The 19447-nt window shown below is 56.6% G+C and carries 15 protein-coding genes and 2 pseudogenes; 5 read left to right on the top strand and 12 right to left on the bottom strand.

Annotated features, from left to right (window positions below; translation table 11 throughout):
* Window positions 1-260: 260 nt before the first annotated feature.
* The gene (locus NKJ11_RS19485) at window positions 261-1157 is read right to left on the bottom strand and encodes a dihydrodipicolinate synthase family protein (RefSeq protein ID WP_352794060.1); all 897 of its coding nucleotides are present in this window, start codon (window positions 1155-1157) and stop codon (window positions 261-263) included.
* A gap of 184 nt (window positions 1158-1341) precedes the next feature.
* Between NKJ11_RS19485 and NKJ11_RS19480 the strand changes: the two genes are divergently transcribed.
* On the top strand, window positions 1342-2040 hold the full coding sequence (locus NKJ11_RS19480; RefSeq protein WP_352794058.1) for a GntR family transcriptional regulator: 699 nt from the start codon (window positions 1342-1344) through the stop codon (window positions 2038-2040).
* A gap of 112 nt (window positions 2041-2152) precedes the next feature.
* Here NKJ11_RS19480 and NKJ11_RS19475 read toward each other — a convergent pair whose 3' ends face one another.
* The 7 genes from NKJ11_RS19475 to NKJ11_RS19450 form a co-directional block, all read right to left on the bottom strand.
* Window positions 2153-2995: an ABC transporter permease gene (locus tag NKJ11_RS19475; RefSeq protein WP_352794056.1), complete on the bottom strand. Its 843-nt coding sequence runs from the start codon at window positions 2993-2995 to the stop codon at window positions 2153-2155.
* 12 nt (window positions 2996-3007) lie between these two features.
* A complete protein-coding gene (locus NKJ11_RS19470) occupies window positions 3008-3952 on the bottom strand; it encodes an ABC transporter permease (protein WP_352794054.1) in 945 nt (314 codons plus the stop codon).
* Between the two features lie 28 nt (window positions 3953-3980).
* Complete coding sequence (locus tag NKJ11_RS19465) at window positions 3981-5576, bottom strand: ABC transporter substrate-binding protein (protein ID WP_352794052.1); 1596 nt, start codon at window positions 5574-5576, stop codon at window positions 3981-3983.
* A gap of 36 nt (window positions 5577-5612) precedes the next feature.
* Complete coding sequence (locus tag NKJ11_RS19460) at window positions 5613-7463, bottom strand: ABC transporter ATP-binding protein (protein ID WP_352794082.1); 1851 nt, start codon at window positions 7461-7463, stop codon at window positions 5613-5615.
* A gap of 70 nt (window positions 7464-7533) precedes the next feature.
* Window positions 7534-8550, bottom strand: coding sequence for a dipeptidase (locus NKJ11_RS19455; protein WP_352794050.1), 1017 nt, complete (start codon window positions 8548-8550; stop codon window positions 7534-7536).
* A gap of 195 nt (window positions 8551-8745) precedes the next feature.
* On the bottom strand, window positions 8746-9201 hold the full coding sequence (locus tag NKJ11_RS33870) for a DUF6998 domain-containing protein (protein ID WP_502905803.1): 456 nt from the start codon (window positions 9199-9201) through the stop codon (window positions 8746-8748).
* 258 nt (window positions 9202-9459) lie between these two features.
* Window positions 9460-10563 (bottom strand): mandelate racemase/muconate lactonizing enzyme family protein, encoded by a 1104-nt coding sequence (locus NKJ11_RS19450; RefSeq protein WP_352794048.1) that lies wholly within the window; start codon window positions 10561-10563, stop codon window positions 9460-9462.
* Window positions 10564-11959: 1396 nt separating this feature from the next.
* Between NKJ11_RS19450 and NKJ11_RS19445 the strand changes: the two genes are divergently transcribed.
* Window positions 11960-12817 carry a cupin-like domain-containing protein gene (locus NKJ11_RS19445; RefSeq protein ID WP_352794046.1) on the top strand — a complete coding sequence of 286 codons (858 nt, stop codon included), beginning with the start codon at window positions 11960-11962 and terminating at the stop codon, window positions 12815-12817.
* 281 nt (window positions 12818-13098) lie between these two features.
* Window positions 13099-13296, top strand: a pseudogene (locus NKJ11_RS19440) (diaminobutyrate--2-oxoglutarate transaminase); the annotation flags it as partial.
* Window positions 13297-13361: 65 nt separating this feature from the next.
* On the opposite strand, the gene NKJ11_RS19435 reads toward NKJ11_RS19440, so the two are convergent.
* Entirely contained in the window at window positions 13362-14393 is a 1032-nt protein-coding gene (locus tag NKJ11_RS19435) for a GlxA family transcriptional regulator (protein ID WP_352794044.1), read from the bottom strand.
* A gap of 24 nt (window positions 14394-14417) precedes the next feature.
* On the opposite strand from NKJ11_RS19435, the gene NKJ11_RS19430 reads away from it, so the two are divergent.
* Window positions 14418-15596 (top strand): GlxA family transcriptional regulator, encoded by a 1179-nt coding sequence (locus tag NKJ11_RS19430; protein ID WP_352794042.1) that lies wholly within the window; start codon window positions 14418-14420, stop codon window positions 15594-15596.
* Window positions 15597-15651: 55 nt separating this feature from the next.
* On the opposite strand, the gene NKJ11_RS19425 is transcribed toward NKJ11_RS19430, so the two are convergent.
* From NKJ11_RS19425 to NKJ11_RS19415, 3 genes and pseudogenes are all read right to left on the bottom strand, one after another.
* A complete protein-coding gene (locus NKJ11_RS19425) occupies window positions 15652-16578 on the bottom strand; it encodes a 2-hydroxyacid dehydrogenase (protein ID WP_352794040.1) in 927 nt (308 codons plus the stop codon).
* 135 nt (window positions 16579-16713) lie between these two features.
* Complete coding sequence (locus NKJ11_RS19420) at window positions 16714-17475, bottom strand: class II aldolase/adducin family protein (RefSeq protein WP_352794038.1); 762 nt, start codon at window positions 17473-17475, stop codon at window positions 16714-16716.
* A gap of 37 nt (window positions 17476-17512) precedes the next feature.
* Window positions 17513-18421, bottom strand: a pseudogene (locus NKJ11_RS19415) (NAD(P)-dependent oxidoreductase).
* A 153-nt stretch (window positions 18422-18574) separates the two neighbouring features.
* On the opposite strand from NKJ11_RS19415, the gene NKJ11_RS19410 reads away from it, so the two are divergent.
* The gene (locus tag NKJ11_RS19410) at window positions 18575-19447 is read left to right on the top strand and encodes a LysR family transcriptional regulator (protein WP_352794036.1); all 873 of its coding nucleotides are present in this window, start codon (window positions 18575-18577) and stop codon (window positions 19445-19447) included.

Here is a 19447-nt window from a genome sequence, read left to right as displayed (position 1 = left end):
GTCGTGTTGGCTCGCGTTCCGAATGAGATGTAGCGCGCGGCGCCGCTCAACGCGGCGCGCAGTTCAAGGCAGGGCTCGAAGACTTTCGTTGTAGAAAAAGTGAACCTTCGCCATAATCGCGACGATCTCTCGATAATTTGCCTCACTATAACCTCGAAAAATACAAGCGTGTCCCGACACCGGCAGGGGACGCCGCGCGAAGGCCGCGGACATATGGCGACCGGACGCGGCAGCGCGGTCAGTGGAAATCACGCAGCCTTCTACACCCGGTTGGCAAGGGTGCCGATTGCCTGCTGAACGGTGGAGATGACAAATTCACGCTCTTCGCCGACGAGCGGCAAACGCGGTGCACGGGTCCATTCAGGGGCTCCGTAGACCAGGTTCTCGGCGAGCTTAATGTACTGAACCAGCTTGACGTGGGTGTCGAGATGAAAGGACGGTGTCAGGATGTGGTAAAGCGCGCGCGCCTCCTGGTACTTGTTTTGGGCGCAGAGGTTGAAGAGCTCGACGCATTCTGACGGCCAAACGTTGGTCATGCCGGACACCCAGCCGGTGACGCCCAGCGCGCAACTCTCGAGAATCAGATCGTCGACGCCGCAGAAGACGCTGAAGCGGTCGCCGAGCTCGACATAGATATCGGTGACGCGACGAATGTCACCGGTTTCTTCCTTAACGCAGACGATTTCCGGCGTATCGACGAGGTGCTTGAGAACGTTGACCGTGCAATCTACGCCATACGCGATTGGATTGTTGTAAATCATGATCGGCAGCGACGAAGCGCTGGCGACACCCTTGTACCACTCGACGGTCTCGCGATCATCGGTTTTATAGCCGAGGCTTGGGAACACCATCAGGCCCTGGGCGCCGAATGATTCGTAGAACTTGGCGTTGGCCTTCGCACTTTCGAGTGTGATTTCAGCAAGCCCAGAGAGAACCGGAACACGACCGGCGACCACTTCGACCGCACCGCGGATGATGCTTTCGCGGTCCTTCAGCGACATCGAAGCGTTTTCGCCCAGCATTGGAAGCACGATGACGCCGGAAACGCCTGCCTTGACGAGGCGGTCGAGGCTGTCCTTGGTCGCTCGGAGGTCAACCACGCCATCCCGCGTTAGCTTCGTCGTCACCGCGGGGTATACACCGGCCCACTTTGCCATGGTTCTCCATCCATCTGCAATCCAACTGGATCCAATCTACACGGCGACAAATATCCTGTCTAGCCTTTGATGTCGCCATTTTTTGGGGTACTATTCCTAATAGCCGACCCATGCCGACCCATTGGAATAAGCGAAAAAGGCGGCTTTAATTTTGGGCTTTGGGATCCAAGAAACGACAGACAAGATGCTTGAACAGAAGATGCAGGGCTCGAAATATCGCCTTCAGAGGCAAAGCCTACCGGAGGCGCTGTCGGAGTCGTTGCGGGAACGCATTCTCAGTGGCGAGTTCAAAGAGGGCGATCCCCTCATACAAGAAGCGATCGCAGCTGAATACGAATGCAGCCGAATGCCTGTGCGCGAGGCATTTCGCCAGTTGGAAGCAGCGGGATTAATTGTTTCCAAGATCCACAAGGGTGCGATTGTTTCGACATTGCCGTCCGAACAGATCATGGAATTGTTCGAACTTCGGGCAACGCTGGAGTGCGATATTCTGAGCCGCTCTCTAGAGCATCTCTCGGACGAAGAGTTGGCTCACTCCGCGCAAATTCTCAAGCGACTGGAAGAGGCATATCACAAGCGGGACATTGCTAGGGTAGGCGCTTTGAACTGGGAGTTTCACCGCAGTCTCTATCGACCCGCGGGACGCGTTCAGACACTCGCCATTCTCCAGGGCATCAATGTCCAGATTGATCGATATATCAGGATTCAGCTACTTCTGACTTCGGGTTTCGAAGAAGCAGAGCGCGAACATCGCCAAATTCTGAGCATGTGCAAAGAACGCGACCCTCAAGTCGTGGAGTTTATGCGAGGGCACATCATCCGGGCCGGTGAAAACCTTCTGGAGGCGCTCAATAAGCGCCGAGTTAGCGACCCTGCGGTATGATCGCACCTTCCGGAGGTCAAAGAAGCGCCTGATTGCAACTGTGCTTCACAGGCGCTTTGCTTGTTCACATGGATCATGCATCGAAGCCTGATTTGGCATCTTTTCGAGAAGCTCAATCAGGCAAGGCGAATCGCGGGTCGAGCATGTCCCGCGCCCCATCGCCCATCAAATTGATTGCGAGCACGACAACCGCAATAAGCACGCTTGGATAGAGAATCATATGTGGGGCAATCAAGGCAAAGGACCGCCCCTCGGCAACAATGTTGCCCCAACTCGGATGCTCGGGCGGAACGCCAACGCCGACAAAGCTGAGGTAAGCCTCATAAAGGATCGCCACGCCGCAGATATACGTGGCCTGCACTGCGATCGGCGCCAACGCGTTCGGCAGGATGTACTTGAACAGAATGCGCAGAGGTCCAGCGCCGTAGGACCGAGCTGCCTCTACGAACACTTGCTCCCGGAGTGTCAGCGTTAAGCTCCGAGCCAGTCTTGCGACACCCGGCACTTCCGGGATCGCCAAAGCTACGATCACAGTCAAGACCCCGCCACCAAAGATCGTCGCCAGGGCAATCGCAAGCAGGATCCCAGGTATAGCCATCATGCCGTCCATGATCCTCATCAAGATCTTGTCCGAGAGCTGCCCGGCTCCGGCGACGAGGCCCAGGATCGTTCCGATCGCTGTCGCCAGAGCCGCTGTAGCCAAACCGATCACGAGCGAAATCTGCCCGCCATAAAGCACACGCGCCAGAATATCTCGGCCGAACATATCGGTCCCCAGTAAATGACTGTAGCTAGGTGGCTTGAGCCTTGCATCCGCGGTCATGGACAAGGGGTTAACGCTAGTTAGGATCGGCGCTAAAAATGACACCAATACAACCAAGAGCATGAAAAATGAGGCCACCAGCAAAGGAGCCGGCAGGCGCCTCTTTTGTCGCCACGACAGAGAAATCGTCATCGCCTAACCTCCCTAGGTATATTTAATTCGCGGGTCGATAAACAGATATGATAGGTCGACAAGTAAATTTATAAGAACATATACGAATGAGCTTAATAGCAAGACTCCCTGGATCACCGGGACATCCTTGTGTTGGATGGCGTCAACCAAGAGACGTCCAACCCCGGGGATGGCAAACACTGTCTCGGTTATCACCACGCCACCAAGCATATAGGCAAACGACATTCCAACTATCGTGACGAGAGGCACGGCGATGAGCCTAAGGCAGTGCCGCATGATAATTGTGAACTCATCAAGGCCTTTTGCTCGCGCGACCCTAATGAAGTCCTGGTTAAGGACCTCGATCGCACTCGCTCTCGTGATCCGAGTGATCAGCGCGGTCTGCGCAAATCCCAACATGGTCGCCGGCAGAAGCACATGCCTCAAGACTTCCCATGCTCCGCTTTCGAGCCCAGGGAACCCCGAGATGGGCATCGATCCAAAGTACACCCCGAACGTAAATATCAGCAAATACCCAATCAGGAAGGCCGGTATTGCCGTTCCAGCAATACCGAAGAAGGATACCAGTTGATCGGCGATGCCGCCCCTTTTCCGCGCAGCCAACAGTCCCAGTGGCACAGCAATCACAACTGAGACCAGAGTTGCTGCGATTGCCAGAATGATTGTCGGTTCGACTCGCGCCAGGATGAGACTCAATACTGGTTGTTCAGAAAAGATCGAATTTCCAAGATCACCCCGCAGGACGTTCCACAGCCAATGAAAGTACTGGGGCACAATTGGAGCATCTAGGTGAAGCCGCTCTCGGATAGCAGCGATCTGAGCGGGCGACGCATAGTCGCCCGCCAGCACAACCGCCGCATCCCCCGGGCTCAAATAAGTTAGCCCGAAAACAACGGCAGTTACCACCCCCATCACCGGTATGATGGAAAGCATTCTGGTGATGAGATACCTGATCATAATAACCTCACGGCCACAGATTGGCGCGCTACTTGCTCTTTCGCCGGATATTCCAGAAATACAGTTCAGCCGTTTCGGGGTTGAATCCTTCGAGCTCGGCTCTGTAGACGACGGCCCCAGTATTCTCTCCTGTCACGATGAACGGTAGATAGACGGATGCACGGGCCTGGAGTTCACTGGCGATTTTCTTCTTCTCATTCTGGTCCGCTGCGCTGATGAATGCTGCCCGCAAGTCCTCGATTTTCTTGTCGCAGGGCCAACCGAACCAGGCCTTGTCGCAGTTAGAGGCAAGCATGAGATGTGTAAGCGGAGAGGAGGCTGGCTGGCCTTCCATGATGTTGGGGAAGAGGTTCCAGCCGCCTTCCGAAGCTGGCGCTTTAGAGGTACGGCGCGACGTGAGCGTCGACCAGTCCATTGCCTGAAGGTCGACCTCAGCGCCGACCTTTCTCAGTTGCTGCCCCAAATACAGCGCCCTGGCGTGGGCTTCAGACCAATCTGTCGGGTCGAGGATCACGATCGGCTTCCCATCGTAGCCGGCTTCTTTGAGGAGTTCTTTCGCCTTGTCTAAATCGGCTGCCCCGCGATGACCCTTGTAAGCGGACTCGTCTCCATACGTCCCCTTGCAAGTCAAATAAGCATAGCAGGTGTGCCAGAATTCCTGGTCACCCACCGCCGCGCGGCTGATCTCGGTTTGGTCAATCAGATAGGTAAGCGCCTCACGTGCCTTATTGTTATCGAACGGAGGCACTACGTGATTAACCACGACCACACCCTGGTTTAGAAACCCTTTCGCCACAACGAGGTCGGGATTGTCCCGCAAGGCCAGAGCGTTATCCAGCGGAGGAGCTGCCCAGATATCTTGCTGCCCAGTGAGCATCTCCGCCATTGCGGTGTTGGCATCTGGTACGTAAGCCATTTCAATTTTGTCAAACGATGCCTCTTTCTTGCCGGCAAAGAAGCTCGGCGGATCGGTCCTCGGGATGTAATTGGGATTTTTGGTATAGATGCGCGTCTGCCCTGGCTTCCATGACGAATAGTCAAATTGATAAGGTCCAGAGCCGGTTGTATCCGTGAGCTGGTCTGTTGGCGGTAATGAAGCAACCCGCTTGGGCATGATGAAAGCAGGATTCCCGGTGATACCGGCTAGCGCGGCGGGAACGTCAAATGGCTGGGTCAGCTCAATGCGAAACGTCAGATCATCGAGTTTCGTCATCCCCTTGAGTCTGGCAGCCAACAACTGCCCGGTCTGGTCCCGGGAAGCCCAGCGCTTCAGGGACTGAAGAACGTCGTCCGTCGTAATTGGACCTCCATCGGAAAATTTCAGGCCTTTCCGAAGCGTGATCGTGTAGCTTTTTTTGTCGGCACTAGTATCGACTTTATCAGCCAACTGGGGATGGGCGACGCCGTCTTTGTCGAACTCGAACAATTTGTCGTAGATCAGATAGGCATGAACCAAGGTCGTGCCCGACGTCGTCACTATGGGATCTACGGTTTTGAGATCTCCGTCAGCAATTACGCGAAGCGTATCCGCCATTGCCGTGCTGGCGAAAAAGATCCCTGCAAATACCGACGAACGCATTATCCTCTTAGCCACGCTCTTGCTACTGTTAGCGCTTATCTTCATTTTTATTTCCCCTTTTTCTGGCCGTTCACAACAACGTCAGGCAGCGACGGCCGGCGCTTCCTTCTTGTCCCATTCCGAATCCCAGATCATGACGGTGTGGCCGGGCGAGACCTCGCGATACTGGCGAACGGGCGGAACATAGTCCGCAGATCGTACTGGGCTTTTAATCTCGTCATTGGTGAGCGGACGCTTCTGCAGGCGCCGTGCCGGATCGGCGATCGGCACTGCCGCGAGCAGCCGTTTGGTATATGGATGCTGCGGATTCTGGAAGATCGCTTCGCGCGGACCGATCTCAACGATCTCTCCGAGATACATGACAGCGACGCGGTGGCTGACGCGCTCGACCACGGCCATGTCATGCGAGATGAACAGATAGGCGAGCCCCATGCGGGCCTGCAGATCCAGCATCAGGTTGACGACTTGTGCCTTCACTGAAACATCGAGCGCCGAGACCGCCTCGTCTGCCACAATGAGTCGCGGCTCGAGCGCAAGCGCACGCGCAATGCAGATGCGCTGGCGCTGGCCACCCGAGAACTCGTGCGGAAAGCGGTTGACCATGTCGGGCGAAAGACCAACTCGCTGCAGGAGGTCGGCGACCTTGTCGCGTGCTTCCGAACGGCTGGCGAGATTATTGATCAGCAGCGGCTCGACGATCGCAGTGCCGACATTCATCCGTGGATTGAGCGATGCGAACGGATCCTGGAAGATCATCTGCATGCGATTACGGTGCTTGCGCAGTTCGTGTTGGCTTAGATTAAGAAGATCGACACCGTCGAGCAAAATCGAGCCTGAAAGGGGCTCCGTCAATCGCATCACCGCGCGGCCGGTCGTCGACTTACCACAGCCTGACTCGCCGACCAGTGCCAAAGTTTCGCCGCTCTTGACGCTGAAAGAGACATTCTCAACCGCGTAGACGCGCCCTTTGATCGAAGAAAACAAACCCGAACGGATTTCGAAGCGTTTGGTCAGGCCGGCGACCTCCAGCACTGGGCGCTCGGTCTCCTTGATGGTGTCCGGCACCTCGGCCGGCACGTCGGCTTGGCCAGTCGCGCGGTCGACAACCGGGAAGCGCATCGGCCGCCTACGGCCTTTCATCGAGCCGAGTTTTGGAACGGCCGCAAGCAGCGATCGCGTATATGGGTGTTCGGGACTGTTGAAGATGGCCTCGGTCGGCGCGGCCTCGACCACCTGGCCATTATACATGACCACCGTGCGGTGGGCGATCTCGGCGACAACGCCCATATCGTGGGTAATAAAGAGGACTGACATCCCCTCCTCGTCCTGCAACTCCTTGATCAGCTCGAGGATCTGCGCCTGAATGGTCACGTCAAGCGCCGTCGTCGGCTCGTCAGCGATAAGCAGTTTCGGCTGACAGGCTAGTGCCATCGCGATCATCACGCGTTGACGCATGCCGCCGGAGAAGCGGTCTGGATAATCGTGCAAGCGCGCCTTCGCGGCGGGGATGCGCACTTTCTCCAAGAGTCGAATCGTCTCTGCCTCAGCCTCGGACCGTGATAGGCCACGATGCAGGATCAGCGCTTCGGCGATCTGAAAGCCAATGGTCAACACCGGGTTCAGCGACGTCATCGGTTCCTGGAAGATCATGGCAATTTCATTGCCGCGGATCCGGCGCATCTCGGCATCCGGCAGGGTGAGCAGTTCCTTGCCCTCGAGCTTGATTGACCCTTTGACCTCGCTCGAGCGCTCGGAGTTTAGCCGCATGATCGAGAGCGCAGTCACGCTCTTGCCGGATCCGGATTCGCCAACGACAGCGACAGTCTCCCTCGCGCCGACCTCGAACGACACGTCATTCACAACGGGGTTCCAGCGCGCTCCCACCCGGAAGGAGGTTACCAAATGAGAAACTGAAAGGATGGGAAGGGTCATCTGCTGTTTGGTCACCGCAAGAACTTTAGGTTCAAGGCTCCGGGGGTCTTCCAGGTCAAAAGCCACGAGATCACTCTCCCCAGACTTCCCGGAAGACACGCAGCCAGTTCAATCCCAGTATCTTACGGACCTCGTCTTCCTTGTACCCGCGGCTAATAAGCCCCTCCGTCATCCCGAGGAGCATCTCCGGCGTTTCAATTTCAGGCGGGTAGTAATGAGGTGGACGGGGATAGACCTCAGGGGTAAAAGCACCTTTCCTAACGTATTTCTCCCAGTCTCGAATTGCTGTATCCACGTCGCAGAACGGAAGATTTCCTGAAAAGTAATCGAGTCCTAAGCCAACATGATCGATGCCGATGAGCGAGACGAAATGATCGATATGTGCGATCAGATCATCAAGCGACGGCCGCGTTGCCCCGTCTTTGACGGACACAAGGAAATGAGGAACAGTGTTGACGCCGACAAGCCCTCCTGTGGCCGCTGCCGCCTTTGCCTGATCGTCATGGATGTTTCTCTTGCTGGGAAACACGGCGGCAGAATTGGAGTGAGAAAAAACCGCAGGCCTCGTCGTCAGCGACAAGGCATCCATAGTCGTCTTATAGCCGGTATGGGTGCAATCGACGATGACTCTGTTCTCGTTCAGCCTCTGGACGAGGGCCTTTCCAAACCTGCTTAGCCCGCCGTCGATCTCTTCTTCGCATCCGTCTCCGACGTAATCTTTCCTGTTGTAGGTTAGCTGCACCATCCGCACGCCAAGCGCTTGAAAAGCCTCGACCAGGTTAAGATCCGTCTCAAACGGTCCTGTGCCCTGGAAATGGAACAAAATCCCCATCTGGCCATCGCGTTTCGCAGCTTCGATGTCTGATGCTTTCTGCACCAGCTTTAGGTCTTTCCTGGAGCGTATAGTGTGCAACCAACTCCCGATCTCCTTGAGGGCAGTTGCGGGCGTGTCGGTCTCTCCCGCAACAGTCGGAGCCACGCAGGTTACGCCGCCGGCTTTGTAGGACTCCACGTATTCCCTCTTATCAAGAAGCGCCGAAACGGCATCGATTATGACCGCATCGCGGTGAATTCTTTCGGCGTCCAAGCCATTCCTCCCAGAAAGTTCGCTAGCCAGCGAACACCGTTTTCAAATTGATGATTGATGAGCGCATTTCAGCGTCGGCTAATTATCTTAAAGGAAAATTACTCTCTTGCAATAGAAAATTCGTATCGCGGAGAGAAATGTCGACTTTGAACGATAACCATTCCCGGTTGATATGCGGGAGACTGCGGCGGCGGACTAAGGCTTCCTAAGATTCAGCATTGATAGGGATAGGGGGCGCCTCACAGCGCCACCCTCCAACACCACCGGGCGTAGAGTCCGTACGTCGGTTGTGCCCGTTCCCGCATTGCCGCCAGAGAAACATGCGTAGTCTTCGGCGGATGCACACTTCCAGGTTGTGAGTACTCGAGGCGTCTGGCAGAGGCCGCTGTAGCCGCGAAGTCGATTTAAAAAATACAGGAGGTTGTCCACAGGGGTGAAGCCAGCCCCATTCGTCGAGACAAGTTGGATGCCGAACAGCTCGGCCGTGACAGCTTCTCCGATGTCGCCGTCCAGGTTGCCCTCGAAGGTGAATTTGAGGGCCACATATAGTGTTTCCGCAACTCGTTCCGCGCTCGGCGACAACAGGCGGTGAGGCGAATTCCCCGTTCTGCACGCTTGTGGAGTTGAATCCAACCTCCGGTACAACCTCATCCTGCTCCGTATGGCCGGGACGAACGTTCGCCCGCATAGTCGCCGTCATTCAGTCCACGCAGAGCATCAGCACCGCTCAACCGGCCCGCGAAATGCCTATAGTTCGAGGTGGCTAACTAGAGCCCAGAACTCACCGTGTATATCCATGTCCCTCCAATAGAATCTGGCGCAGATATCAAGCAGGTCGAATTCCGATCATCCGGGGTACGTCGGGCTCGACGCCGACTGTGCCCCGCCGGAAAACATGCGGTTACTATTTTACCTTACACTAAATAGTGGTGGACCTAAGCGAGACATGTCAACATCGATACCCAAACCTGCGCCAGTTGGGGCAATTCCACGGCCATCCACACTCCGGGGCGGGTCTCGAGCGATATGTTCGTTCGTCCACGTGTTGAAGAAGCTAGTGCTCAACATGAGCTCAGGGCGACTGCTTGCGGCCAATTGCGCGGTAGCGGAAGTAGTAATATCTCCGCCCCAAGTGTCTTCAATTGTCACGGACAGGCCCAAGCTCTGGGCGAGGTCACGCATTGTGGCGAGAGGAGTGATTCCACCGAGTCTGCTGAGTTTTAGGTTCACCGAGCCCGCGCCCGCGCGATACTTCGCATGATAGAGATCCGCAACGCCGACGACCGACTCGTCCAGGACCATCGGAAGGGTTGTCGTGGCCTTAACGAGCGCGCAGTCCTCTTGGTCACGGCAGGGTTGCTCGACATAGACATCGAGACCGGCCATCTCTCTAACCGCGATAAGCGCCTTCTGAAGAGTCCAACCACCGTTTGAGTCAGCGATAACTGTTGTCCCGGGTTTGGCTGCCGCTGCGACCTCCTTCACCCGATCGGCATCTTCGTATGGATCGTTACCAACCTTAAGCTGGAACGTGCGAATACCCGCCGCAGATCGTCTCGCGACAAAATCAACCATTGCTGCAGGACTGCCGAGAGGTACGGCCTCGTAGAGTGGGAAACTCTCTTGAAGTACGCCGCCAAGCAACTCTGCTATTGAAAGATTCACAGATTTCCCAAACAGGTCCCAGCATGCCATATCAATAGCGCTCTTCGCGCTTTGCTGGCCTAGCAATCTTCCATCCATAATTTGCCGAATCCGAGAGATATTACGCGGATCGAGGCCGATGAGACCCTCAGCAAGTTCTTGAATGGCGGCACGGGTACCGCCGGTGAAGCTGGGTAGATAGGTTCCAGCAAGGGTGGAGACCTCTCCCCAGCCTTCCATCTCGTTGTCTGCGACAAGACGTATGACGGTTGAGAGCTGCATTGTTGCTGTTCTGCCCCCAGACATTACGTATTCGCCATGGACGTAGCTGAGAGTGTACGCGTACACATCACACATCTTTATTTTCATAGTGTCCCTCGCGAATGCCGCAGAAAAGATAGAACATCGGTTATGCCGTTGCCACGATCAATCGACATAATCAAATACTAAGTGTTTAGTGATCTTGGTGGATCTGCCCAGAAGTTGACAAACATTATTATTAATGGTTATCGAAGTTCATGGAGTTCTGTTGCGCTTTTATTCAACGAGCGTCCATTCCGTTGTTGTTGAACCTGGCCGTCAATCGGAAGCCATAGGAGGCATGCTATAGTGTGCCGACCTAAGCGGCTCGTGTCTTTCTGTGAAAATTTATCCTAAAGGAAAATTGTGGCCCCGCAACCATAATTTTGGAAAATTAATAGACGGGCTGCCATCCGCAAGTTCCGCAGGCAAGGCGCAGCCCCGCTTCCAAGGCGAGCTCCGTGCGCGCCGACAGATCATGCTGCATTTTGCGGATCTGATTGGGCTGTGCCCACGGTGGAGCAAAAGCGCGGTCAGATAGAGTTTGTCAGCATACCCTTTATGGTGAGAATCGTAGCATGGGCATCAGGGATAGACACCTAACCTGATAAGGGCGCGACCATCATTCTCGAGTAACTGTCCAAGCTGCGATCGTGGCGCCCAGAACCCAGAACGGATCTTGTTCCAGGAGATCGCTAAGGCTGATGACCTTGTAGGAGCGAATGCGCTCTATCGTTTCAAGAGGCGCCCGCATCGCTCGCGCCAAGCCTTCAAGGAGGAGGGCGCTTCGAACCGGCATTGGATAGACACCCACCTTGCCGAGGATCCCGTTGACGCTTTTGCCGCCAGCTAGCTCCTCGGTTTTTCACCCGGTACGGACGGCCAGGATCCAGGCGGAACTCTAGTCGGTTGGGGATGCGCCGTCTCGTCAGCAAGGTGAACATGGTGACGGGTGATAGGTCGAATGCGGTCGTCGCGGTCGCATAATTTTCAAACAGGCGTTGGCCTTCGTGGGCGTCGGTGAGAATATTGTCCGGGATTGCATTGTCGCTCCGAGGGCTCCCGGCGCGATTCGGTCAATCGTAAGTCGCATGCGCGGCACGATCCGCGCCAACCTTGCATCCAACTCCTGAGGATGGCTCCAGACGCCTCGGTATCGGCCTTGCACCCTGGGCATTGCTCATGGAGACGCTGGAACTGTAAGAACGGCCGACAATCCCGCGCAAGACGGGTATGTGTCATCCGGGTGATGTCATGCGGCGCGCGGTTGACAAAGCCGGAGATGACGATCGCCTGGGCCAGGACAAGTGGACAAGTCGTGATCGAGGCATTCGACCGACGGGCTCGACAACCCCATGTGCGAGAGCAAATCGTGCGGGCGCGATGGTGGCCGTCGTGATCCCTCATTCTCGACGTTAGAAGACTCTGGCTGGTCAGAGGTTCCAGTGTTCCAGTCGTAACAGAGTTGTCTGATTGGGAATTTGCGACGAATTATCGGGATGCAATGCGGCCAGTTCTTCTACGTGACGGTTGCGCGACTTGGAAGGCCTGCCAGCGCTGGTCGCCGCAGGATTTTGAAGAGATCGCCGGATCACTCACTGTGCCCGTCAAGACGCTTAACAGGAGCGAAATCAAAGTTTCCTCTTGGCGGCTCGCAGACTACGCTCGGTTCGTCATGGAGCAACCGCCGGAGGGGTATGGGGCCTCATCGAACGCGAGGGCAGATCCGTACTGCCATGACATTCCCCTACTCGGCTTGGTGGAAAATCTGGCGGAGGATTGTCAGCCCTTTCCGGCAAATTTTCTCGATCCGTCGTATCGGTCGCATTGGTGGCGCTACTCCCAGTTCTTCATGGGCCCGGCAGGCACCGTTACCCCGCTCCACTTCGACACCTTGCTAAGTCACAACCTCTTCTTCCAGATTTACGGCGACAAGCAGTTCACCATTCTTCCTCCTAGCCAAGCTAAGTGCTGCGGTCGCCGCGGTTGGAGGTGGTTTGATGTGGATCCCGAGCAACCGGACCATGTGCGCTTTCCGCAATATGAGCAAGCGACACCCGTCGTCGTCACCGTATGTGCTGGCGACATCCTGTATATGCCACCAGGAACCCTCCACCATGTTCGCAGCTTCTCGACCTCGATTTCATTCAACATCGATTTTCACACGGACCGGAGCGTATTGCATGCGCTGGCGCATGCGAACAATGAAATGCCGACAGAAGTCGCCTACTACAACGCGATCACGGCATTGGCAGTAATCGCCAAAATGCCTGAATCTGTGACATTTCCGCTGTACAGTCCTTACTTGAGCTGCGTAAGTTGACAGATGGGCCGCAGAGAGCTCGCGAGCAACGGATCGCCAGAGCCGATCAAGTTGGGCGGTGTAACGTACAACGCGCCGCTTGTATTCTCACTCGGAATTGGGAGTGTACCAACGAACAGCCAGTGAAATACCATCATTTCGGGTGGGTGCTCGGGTCGAGGTTGCCGTTAAAAAACCGCGGAGTCGCCGCGCCGATGGACTGTAGCAGTAAAGAAAGACAGAGCAACGATCGCTTCAAGAGTGAATGTGCCTAAGGTAATCGTCTGGTTAAGGAAACGAACATGCCTCAAAAGAGTAGTTCCAATTCGCAATCTGCTTTCGAAAACCTCGAATCGAACGTGCGGTCATATTCGCGATCCTTTCCTGTTGTATTCCGGAAGGGCGCAGGAGCCACTCTGGAGGCTGAGAATGGCTTCGGGTTTATCGATTTTCTCTGCGGCGCAGGTGCCCTCAACTATGGCCACAATGATCTCGAAATAGAAACACTGGTCGGCAGGAACTGGAAACGCCTATCGAGCCGTAGGGGCGCGGAGGGCCAGTTCTGTCAGGCACCGCCTGACATGTAAGCGCCTTGCGCAGCAGCATCGGACAGCGGACTGAAGCTCTGGAGCCGAAATTGTTGGGGGGTCTGCTGGTAGTGATCGCGGAATACACGGCTCAGATGTGAGCCGTCACAAAAGCCACACTCAAACGCAATCGTGGAAATCGATTTCTCGCTCCGTGCTAACAGGTGGCGTGCATGGTCGAGACGGATCTGGGTATATATTACTCGCGGAGATGTACGGAGTTCGGACCGGAAGCGACGCTCGATCAGCCGCTTGCTCAAGTCGAGCTTGCCGGCGAGCTGGTCGATGGTAAGCGGAACGTCCAGGTGGTGCTGCATCAGCAGCACAACCCGTTTCAGGACTTCGTCCCGAACCACGATCTCCAGCCTTCCCGTCGGCTGGGCCGTCTCGCCCTTCGCCGCCTCGTTGAACATCATGATCCGCAAGCTCTTAGCTGCGAGAGCCTTGCCAAGGTGTCGGTCGACAAGAAACGCGGCCAAGTGCGCGGTACTGGCGCCGCCTGAACAGGTCAGTCGGTCGCGATCGACCACGAAGATCTGATCGGACACGGCCTGCAAGCCATCGAAAAGCCGAAGGAAATCCGAATTGTGGAACCAACTGACACAACAGCGGTAACCGTCCATGAGGCCGGCCCGGTGCAGGATGAACGAACCGGTACACAGCCCCACCAGGGGAATGCCTAAAGCGGCAGCATTTCGAAGATGCTCGTCAAAACGCGTGTCGACCAGGAGACTATCCTGCTCAAGGACACCGCCCACAATAATAAGGTAGTCAAAGCGACGGAGATCGCCAATTCTCTCATGGGGAGAGATTGCGACGCCACAGCTCGACAGGATCGGCGACATGTCGGGCGAGATGATACGCCATTGGCAACGAATGGGGCGACTGCGGTCGCCGTCGTCCGCGGCCAGGCGGAGCACGTCGACGAAATTGGCGAACGCCCCAAGCGTAAAGCGGCTAAGGAGGAGAAACCCGACGGACAACGGCCCGCGAATGCGCCCTGGCGCCATCCCGGGTTCTGGACGGGCCGTGCCTTGTCGCAAAACTACTGCCATGCCGACGCAAATGTCCTTTTCGTGGATGCCCCCGAACGTTCATATGGGTGCGATCTGATTACCAGCGTCGCCTCGAGAACGCTGCCGGAGAGCTCTGAAATGGTCAATCACTGGTCTCCCGATACATGGACATCAGCCGCCCCCGAGATCGGAACTGTAACATTTTATCTGGCGCCCGGCTTCGAATTGCTCGCCCTGTCGTCGGCTTTGGAGGTCTTGAGGCTGGCGAACCGCGCGGCCAGGCGCGATGTTTTTCGCTGGCGCACGGTTTCCCATGCTGGTGAAGCCGTTAATGCAAGTTGTGGCATCTCGGTCGCTGCCGATGGCGACTTGGCGCAGGAGCGCCGGCATCAGTCGCACCCCGATCGCCCTCTCATGGCTATTGTCTGTGGCGACGAGCCCAACGACGGCCGCGAAAGCAAAGCGCTGAACGCATGGCTGCGGGAATGCAGGCAGCGCAGGATCATGATTGGAGCATTTGGAAGCGGTGTCGTCGCCTTGGCGAAAACCGGGCTGCTGAATGATCGGAAGTGCTCGATTCATTGGGAGGCGTACCCTGCCTTCAAAGAGCACTTCATGCATATTGAATCCGTGACCACCGTCTACGAGGTCGACGATAATATCTGGACCTGCGCCGGAGGGGCGGCGGCCTTCGACATGATGGCCCAGTTCGTTAAACAACATTGCGGTGAACCTGTCGCGGTGAATGTCGGTGAACTGGCCGTGGCAGGTCGCATCCGGGCCGGCGATGAGCGTCAGCGGCTACCGCTGTTGCGCCAGCATGGAACCATCAATCCCACGGTTGTGAAACTCATTCGGTTGATGCAAGAGAACCTGGCCTCACCTCTTGCCATGGCGGAACTCGCAGCAGCTGTGGCGCTCTCTAGGAGGCAAATCGAGCGGCTTTTCCGCAATGAGCTTGGCCGTTCCCCACGTCGCTATTTCCGGGAACTGAGGCTGGAGCACGCGAGGCTCCTGCTTGCCCAGTCGACACTCCCGGTGCTGGAGGTAGCGATTGCATGCGGCTTCATTTCTGCGTCCCACTTTTCGAAATGTTTTCGCGCGGCTCATCTGATAGCGCCCCATGAAGCGCGTGGGCTCCCCGCCAGGAGATATCTAAATGTGCCTTCGCAGGGCTTTCAGCCTGCCGCGATTTGAGTGGCGATCCGCGATAGCACCTACTCGTGCCAGCTGTTTGCGTGTGCCGGCAGTCCTAGTAGCCCGCTTCCCTGTTGAACAACGGAGCGACGTCAAGCCCGAGTTCGAGGCGGCGGACATTGTTCGCGATCACTGCGGCTGCGCTAGACGCAAACGTCGCCCCGGACATATGGGGTGTCACAAACACGCGCGGATGAGACCAGTATGGATGCTCGACAGGAAGCGGCTCCTGGGCAAATGCATCCAATGCCGCGCCCGCAACGTGGCCGCGATCGAGCGCTTCGAGCAGCGCATCGTCATCGACGACCGCTCCTCGGCTAATGTTGATGAAGAATCCACCTTGACGCATCGCGGCAAAGATATCGGCATCCAGGAAATGACGGGTCTTTTGTGAGAGGGGCAGCGCATTGATGACCACATCGGTGTTGCCCAAGAATGTCATGAGGGATCCCGTCCCGTGATAGCAGTCCACCCCTTCGATCTGTCGCTTGCTGCCATCCCACCCGCTGACGGCATATCCGAAATCATGGATACGGCTGGCGACTTCCGTGCCGATGCGACCCAGGCCGAAGATTCCGGCCCGAAACTCCCGCGTCGGTACGATACTCTTGCGATGCCAGACACGGTCCTTCTGTTGTGAACGGTAATCCCCATAGCGCCTGTGGAAGGTAAGCACCCAGTACAGCGCATGGGCAGCCATGTCGCGAGCGACGGCTGGGTCGGCGAGCAGAATAACCGGAACGTGGGGCAAGCTTGTATCTGCCACGAAATGCTCGGCGCCGGCGCCGAGCGAGAAAATTGCCTTGAGATTCGGATAGCGGTTAAGGTCACCTGCGGGGTGGTTCCAGACCATCGCATAGACGACCTCATTGGGATCAATCGGTTCACCGAACACTTTGACAGGCAATTCAGGAAGCTGGCGGCAGATTTCCCTTCGCCAGCTTTCATTGTCGTAACCATGGTTGTTCAACAGGATGGTCATCGGTTCGGGTGCCCCTCTGGAAGGAATTCGGCTCGCACTGAAGGGACGGCGGGTCGTTCGACCTCCGTGCGGGACTTTGAAAATGAATTGGCGCTGGAAACCCGGCTAGTGTCTGCCGGGGTTCAAGCTGTCAGATTAATAGCGATACGAAGGATCGACCCGGTCACACTGGCGCAACAGCGCCGGCCATTCATATTTGCCAAGCGGGAAATCGTCATACTGACGATGGGCCAGACGCCAGATTTCGTCACTACTCTTGTCGAGCTTCAGGCCTGTGGAATAGGCGTCGATCAACACGCGGCAGGCGCGGACCGTGTAATAAAGGTTCATGAAGGCTTCACCGGCGTTTGCACCGACCGCGAGGAACCCATGGTTCTTCATGATCAAGCACTTTTTGCCTTCGATGTTCTTGGCGAGGCGATCCCGCTCCTCGAGCGTCAGAGACAGTCCTTCCCAGTCATGATAACCGATGTCACCCCAAAGCATCGAGCCATCCTGGGTCAGGAACTCAAGGCCATCTTGCAGCGCCGTAATAGCGAGGCCCGCCGGCGCGTGGCTGTGGAAGACGACCTTCATGTCGTGATGGGTGTTGTGAATTGCGGAATGAATGACGAAGCCTGCGGTATTGACGTCCGGGGGGCCGTAGAGAACCTTGCCCTGCTCGTCGACCTTTATCAGGTTGGACGCGGTAACCTCGTTGTAAAGCAGTCCGAAGCGGTTCAGAAGGAACTGGTGGTCGGTGCCTGGGACACGCATTGTGATGTGGTTCCAGATCAGGTCGTCATAGCCATAAATGTTGGCGAGACGGTACAGGGCGGCAAGGTCGACTCGCGCTTCCCATTCTTCCTTGGAGATGTTCGCGTGGCCGCCCTGGACGCTGAAGTCCTCGGCTTTCATCTCATGTGCCATTGGTGGTCCTTTTGATCGGTTGTTGTCAGGTGGAGCGGAGGAATGTGCCATTTTGCTCTTCCAGGAGCTTCACGGCCATGAGATGGTTCTGGTCAAAACCGTACTGGTCGACTGCTTTCTTGTAGATCGCCTCAACCTGCTCGCACATGGGAAGGGTGGCTCCTACAGATCCTGCTAGCTCCAGGGTCAGGGCCATGTCTTTGTGCGCGAGCCCCAGTGCGAAGCCGGGATCGTAACTGCCGTCGAGAATAGCTGGACCGTAGCGATCCGCGACGTAACTTGCGCCGGTGCTGCCCTGGATGATGCCCAGCATGATGTGAGCAGGAACCCCACCTTTTACCCCCAGCATCAGGGCCTCGCTGAGCGCTACCGAGTTGAGATAGCAGAGCACGACTTGTGCAATCTTGGCGACATAGCCCGCCCCGTGGGGGCCAAGGTGCATGACCCGGTTGCCTATCTTATCCAAGATGGGTTTGCAGCGCGCAAATACCTGCGCGTCGCCGCCAACCATGATCATCAAAGTTCCGGCAGATGCTCCTTCGATGCCGCCGGAAACCGGAGCGTCCAGAAAATCGATCCCGCTAGCGTCGGCGGCGGTGCGGATGCGGCGCTCGCATTCGAGGTTGTTCGTTGAAAGGTCTATCCAGACCGCGCCTTTCGGCAGCGCCCCCAGCACGCCCTCATCAGATAACGCGACGGCTTCGATGATCTTTGGATTTGGCAGTGATGTAAACGCGATATCGGCACCGGAGGCCGCCTCGGCAGCGGTTACGGCCGACGAGATCGCCTAGTTGCCGGCCGCTGCTCCAGTCGCCCGCACCGCATCAACCTTGTTTGTATCCAGGTCGAACAGCGCGAGCTCGTATCCGGCGCGCGCCAGGTTGCTGGCCATTGGCCCGCCCATGTTGCCCAACCCAATGAATGCAATCCGCATATATATCTCCGTTCAATGGCCAGTCAGGGCCGTTTCGGCGCTCCAGCTGTCGCGTCCTGACCGATCCTAACCACTCTTTCTCACCCAGATTGACGTGGCAAACGAATATAATTAGGGAGTCATATCGAAGAATTCGATTTGAAGGCAGGTTTATTGAACATCGAGCATATCAGGGCATTTTTGGAAGTCGGCTCGACCGGCAGCTTCCAGCACGCCGCCGACCAGCTGAACGTTACCCAGTCGACCATCAGTGCTCGGATCAAGGCACTTGAACGTCGGTTGAACCGCCAGCTGTTTCACCGCAAGCGCAACGGAGTGGCCCTTACGACGGGCGGTCATCAGTTTCATTCGAGCGCGGTGAATATCGTCCGGGCCTGGGAGCGCGGTCAGCAGGTCGCCACGCTGCCGGAAGGCCTGAATGCTTTTGTCACTCTGGGGGTCGAGGATAATCACTGGCCTCGCGTCGTGCCGGGCTGGTTGGAACGCATGGCCAAGGCTTTACCGGATGGCGTCGCAAGCGCGCTTAGTGAGCATTCGGATATACTTATGGAGAAACTGCGAGCCGGACTGCTTGACATTGCGGTGCTCTATGACCCGCGTCACTGCGCGGAGGCGCGAATCGAGCCCCTCAACAGCGAAGAACTCGTGATGGTGTCGACCAAACCACGTGCTGTTCAGAGCGGTGTTGTTCCTGGCTACGTTTTCGTTGATTGGGGGGAGACGTTCCGGGCCCAGCACAGCATGCATTTCCCCGGCGTGTTTAGCCATAAGCTGACGATTCGCAATTCCGCGGTGGCAATGGATCATATCCTGGCCAACAGCGGCTCTGGGTATTTCCTGGCGGAATCCGTGGAGTCTCTCGTCAAATCCGGCCGCCTGCATCGGGTCGAGGGGGCGCCGCGCTTTCAACGAACAGTTTTCGTCGCCGTGCGGATTGACGTCATTGCGCCAGAATCTATCGAAATCGCTATGGATGCTTTGCGCGACACTATCGTCTGTATTTCCAGTGGACTGCCAGAGAAATAA

This window comes from Mesorhizobium sp. M0243 (genome assembly GCF_040321775.1).
Taxonomy (GTDB): Bacteria; Pseudomonadota; Alphaproteobacteria; order Rhizobiales; family Rhizobiaceae; genus Mesorhizobium.
This window is presented reverse-complemented; position numbering and strand designations above follow the sequence as displayed.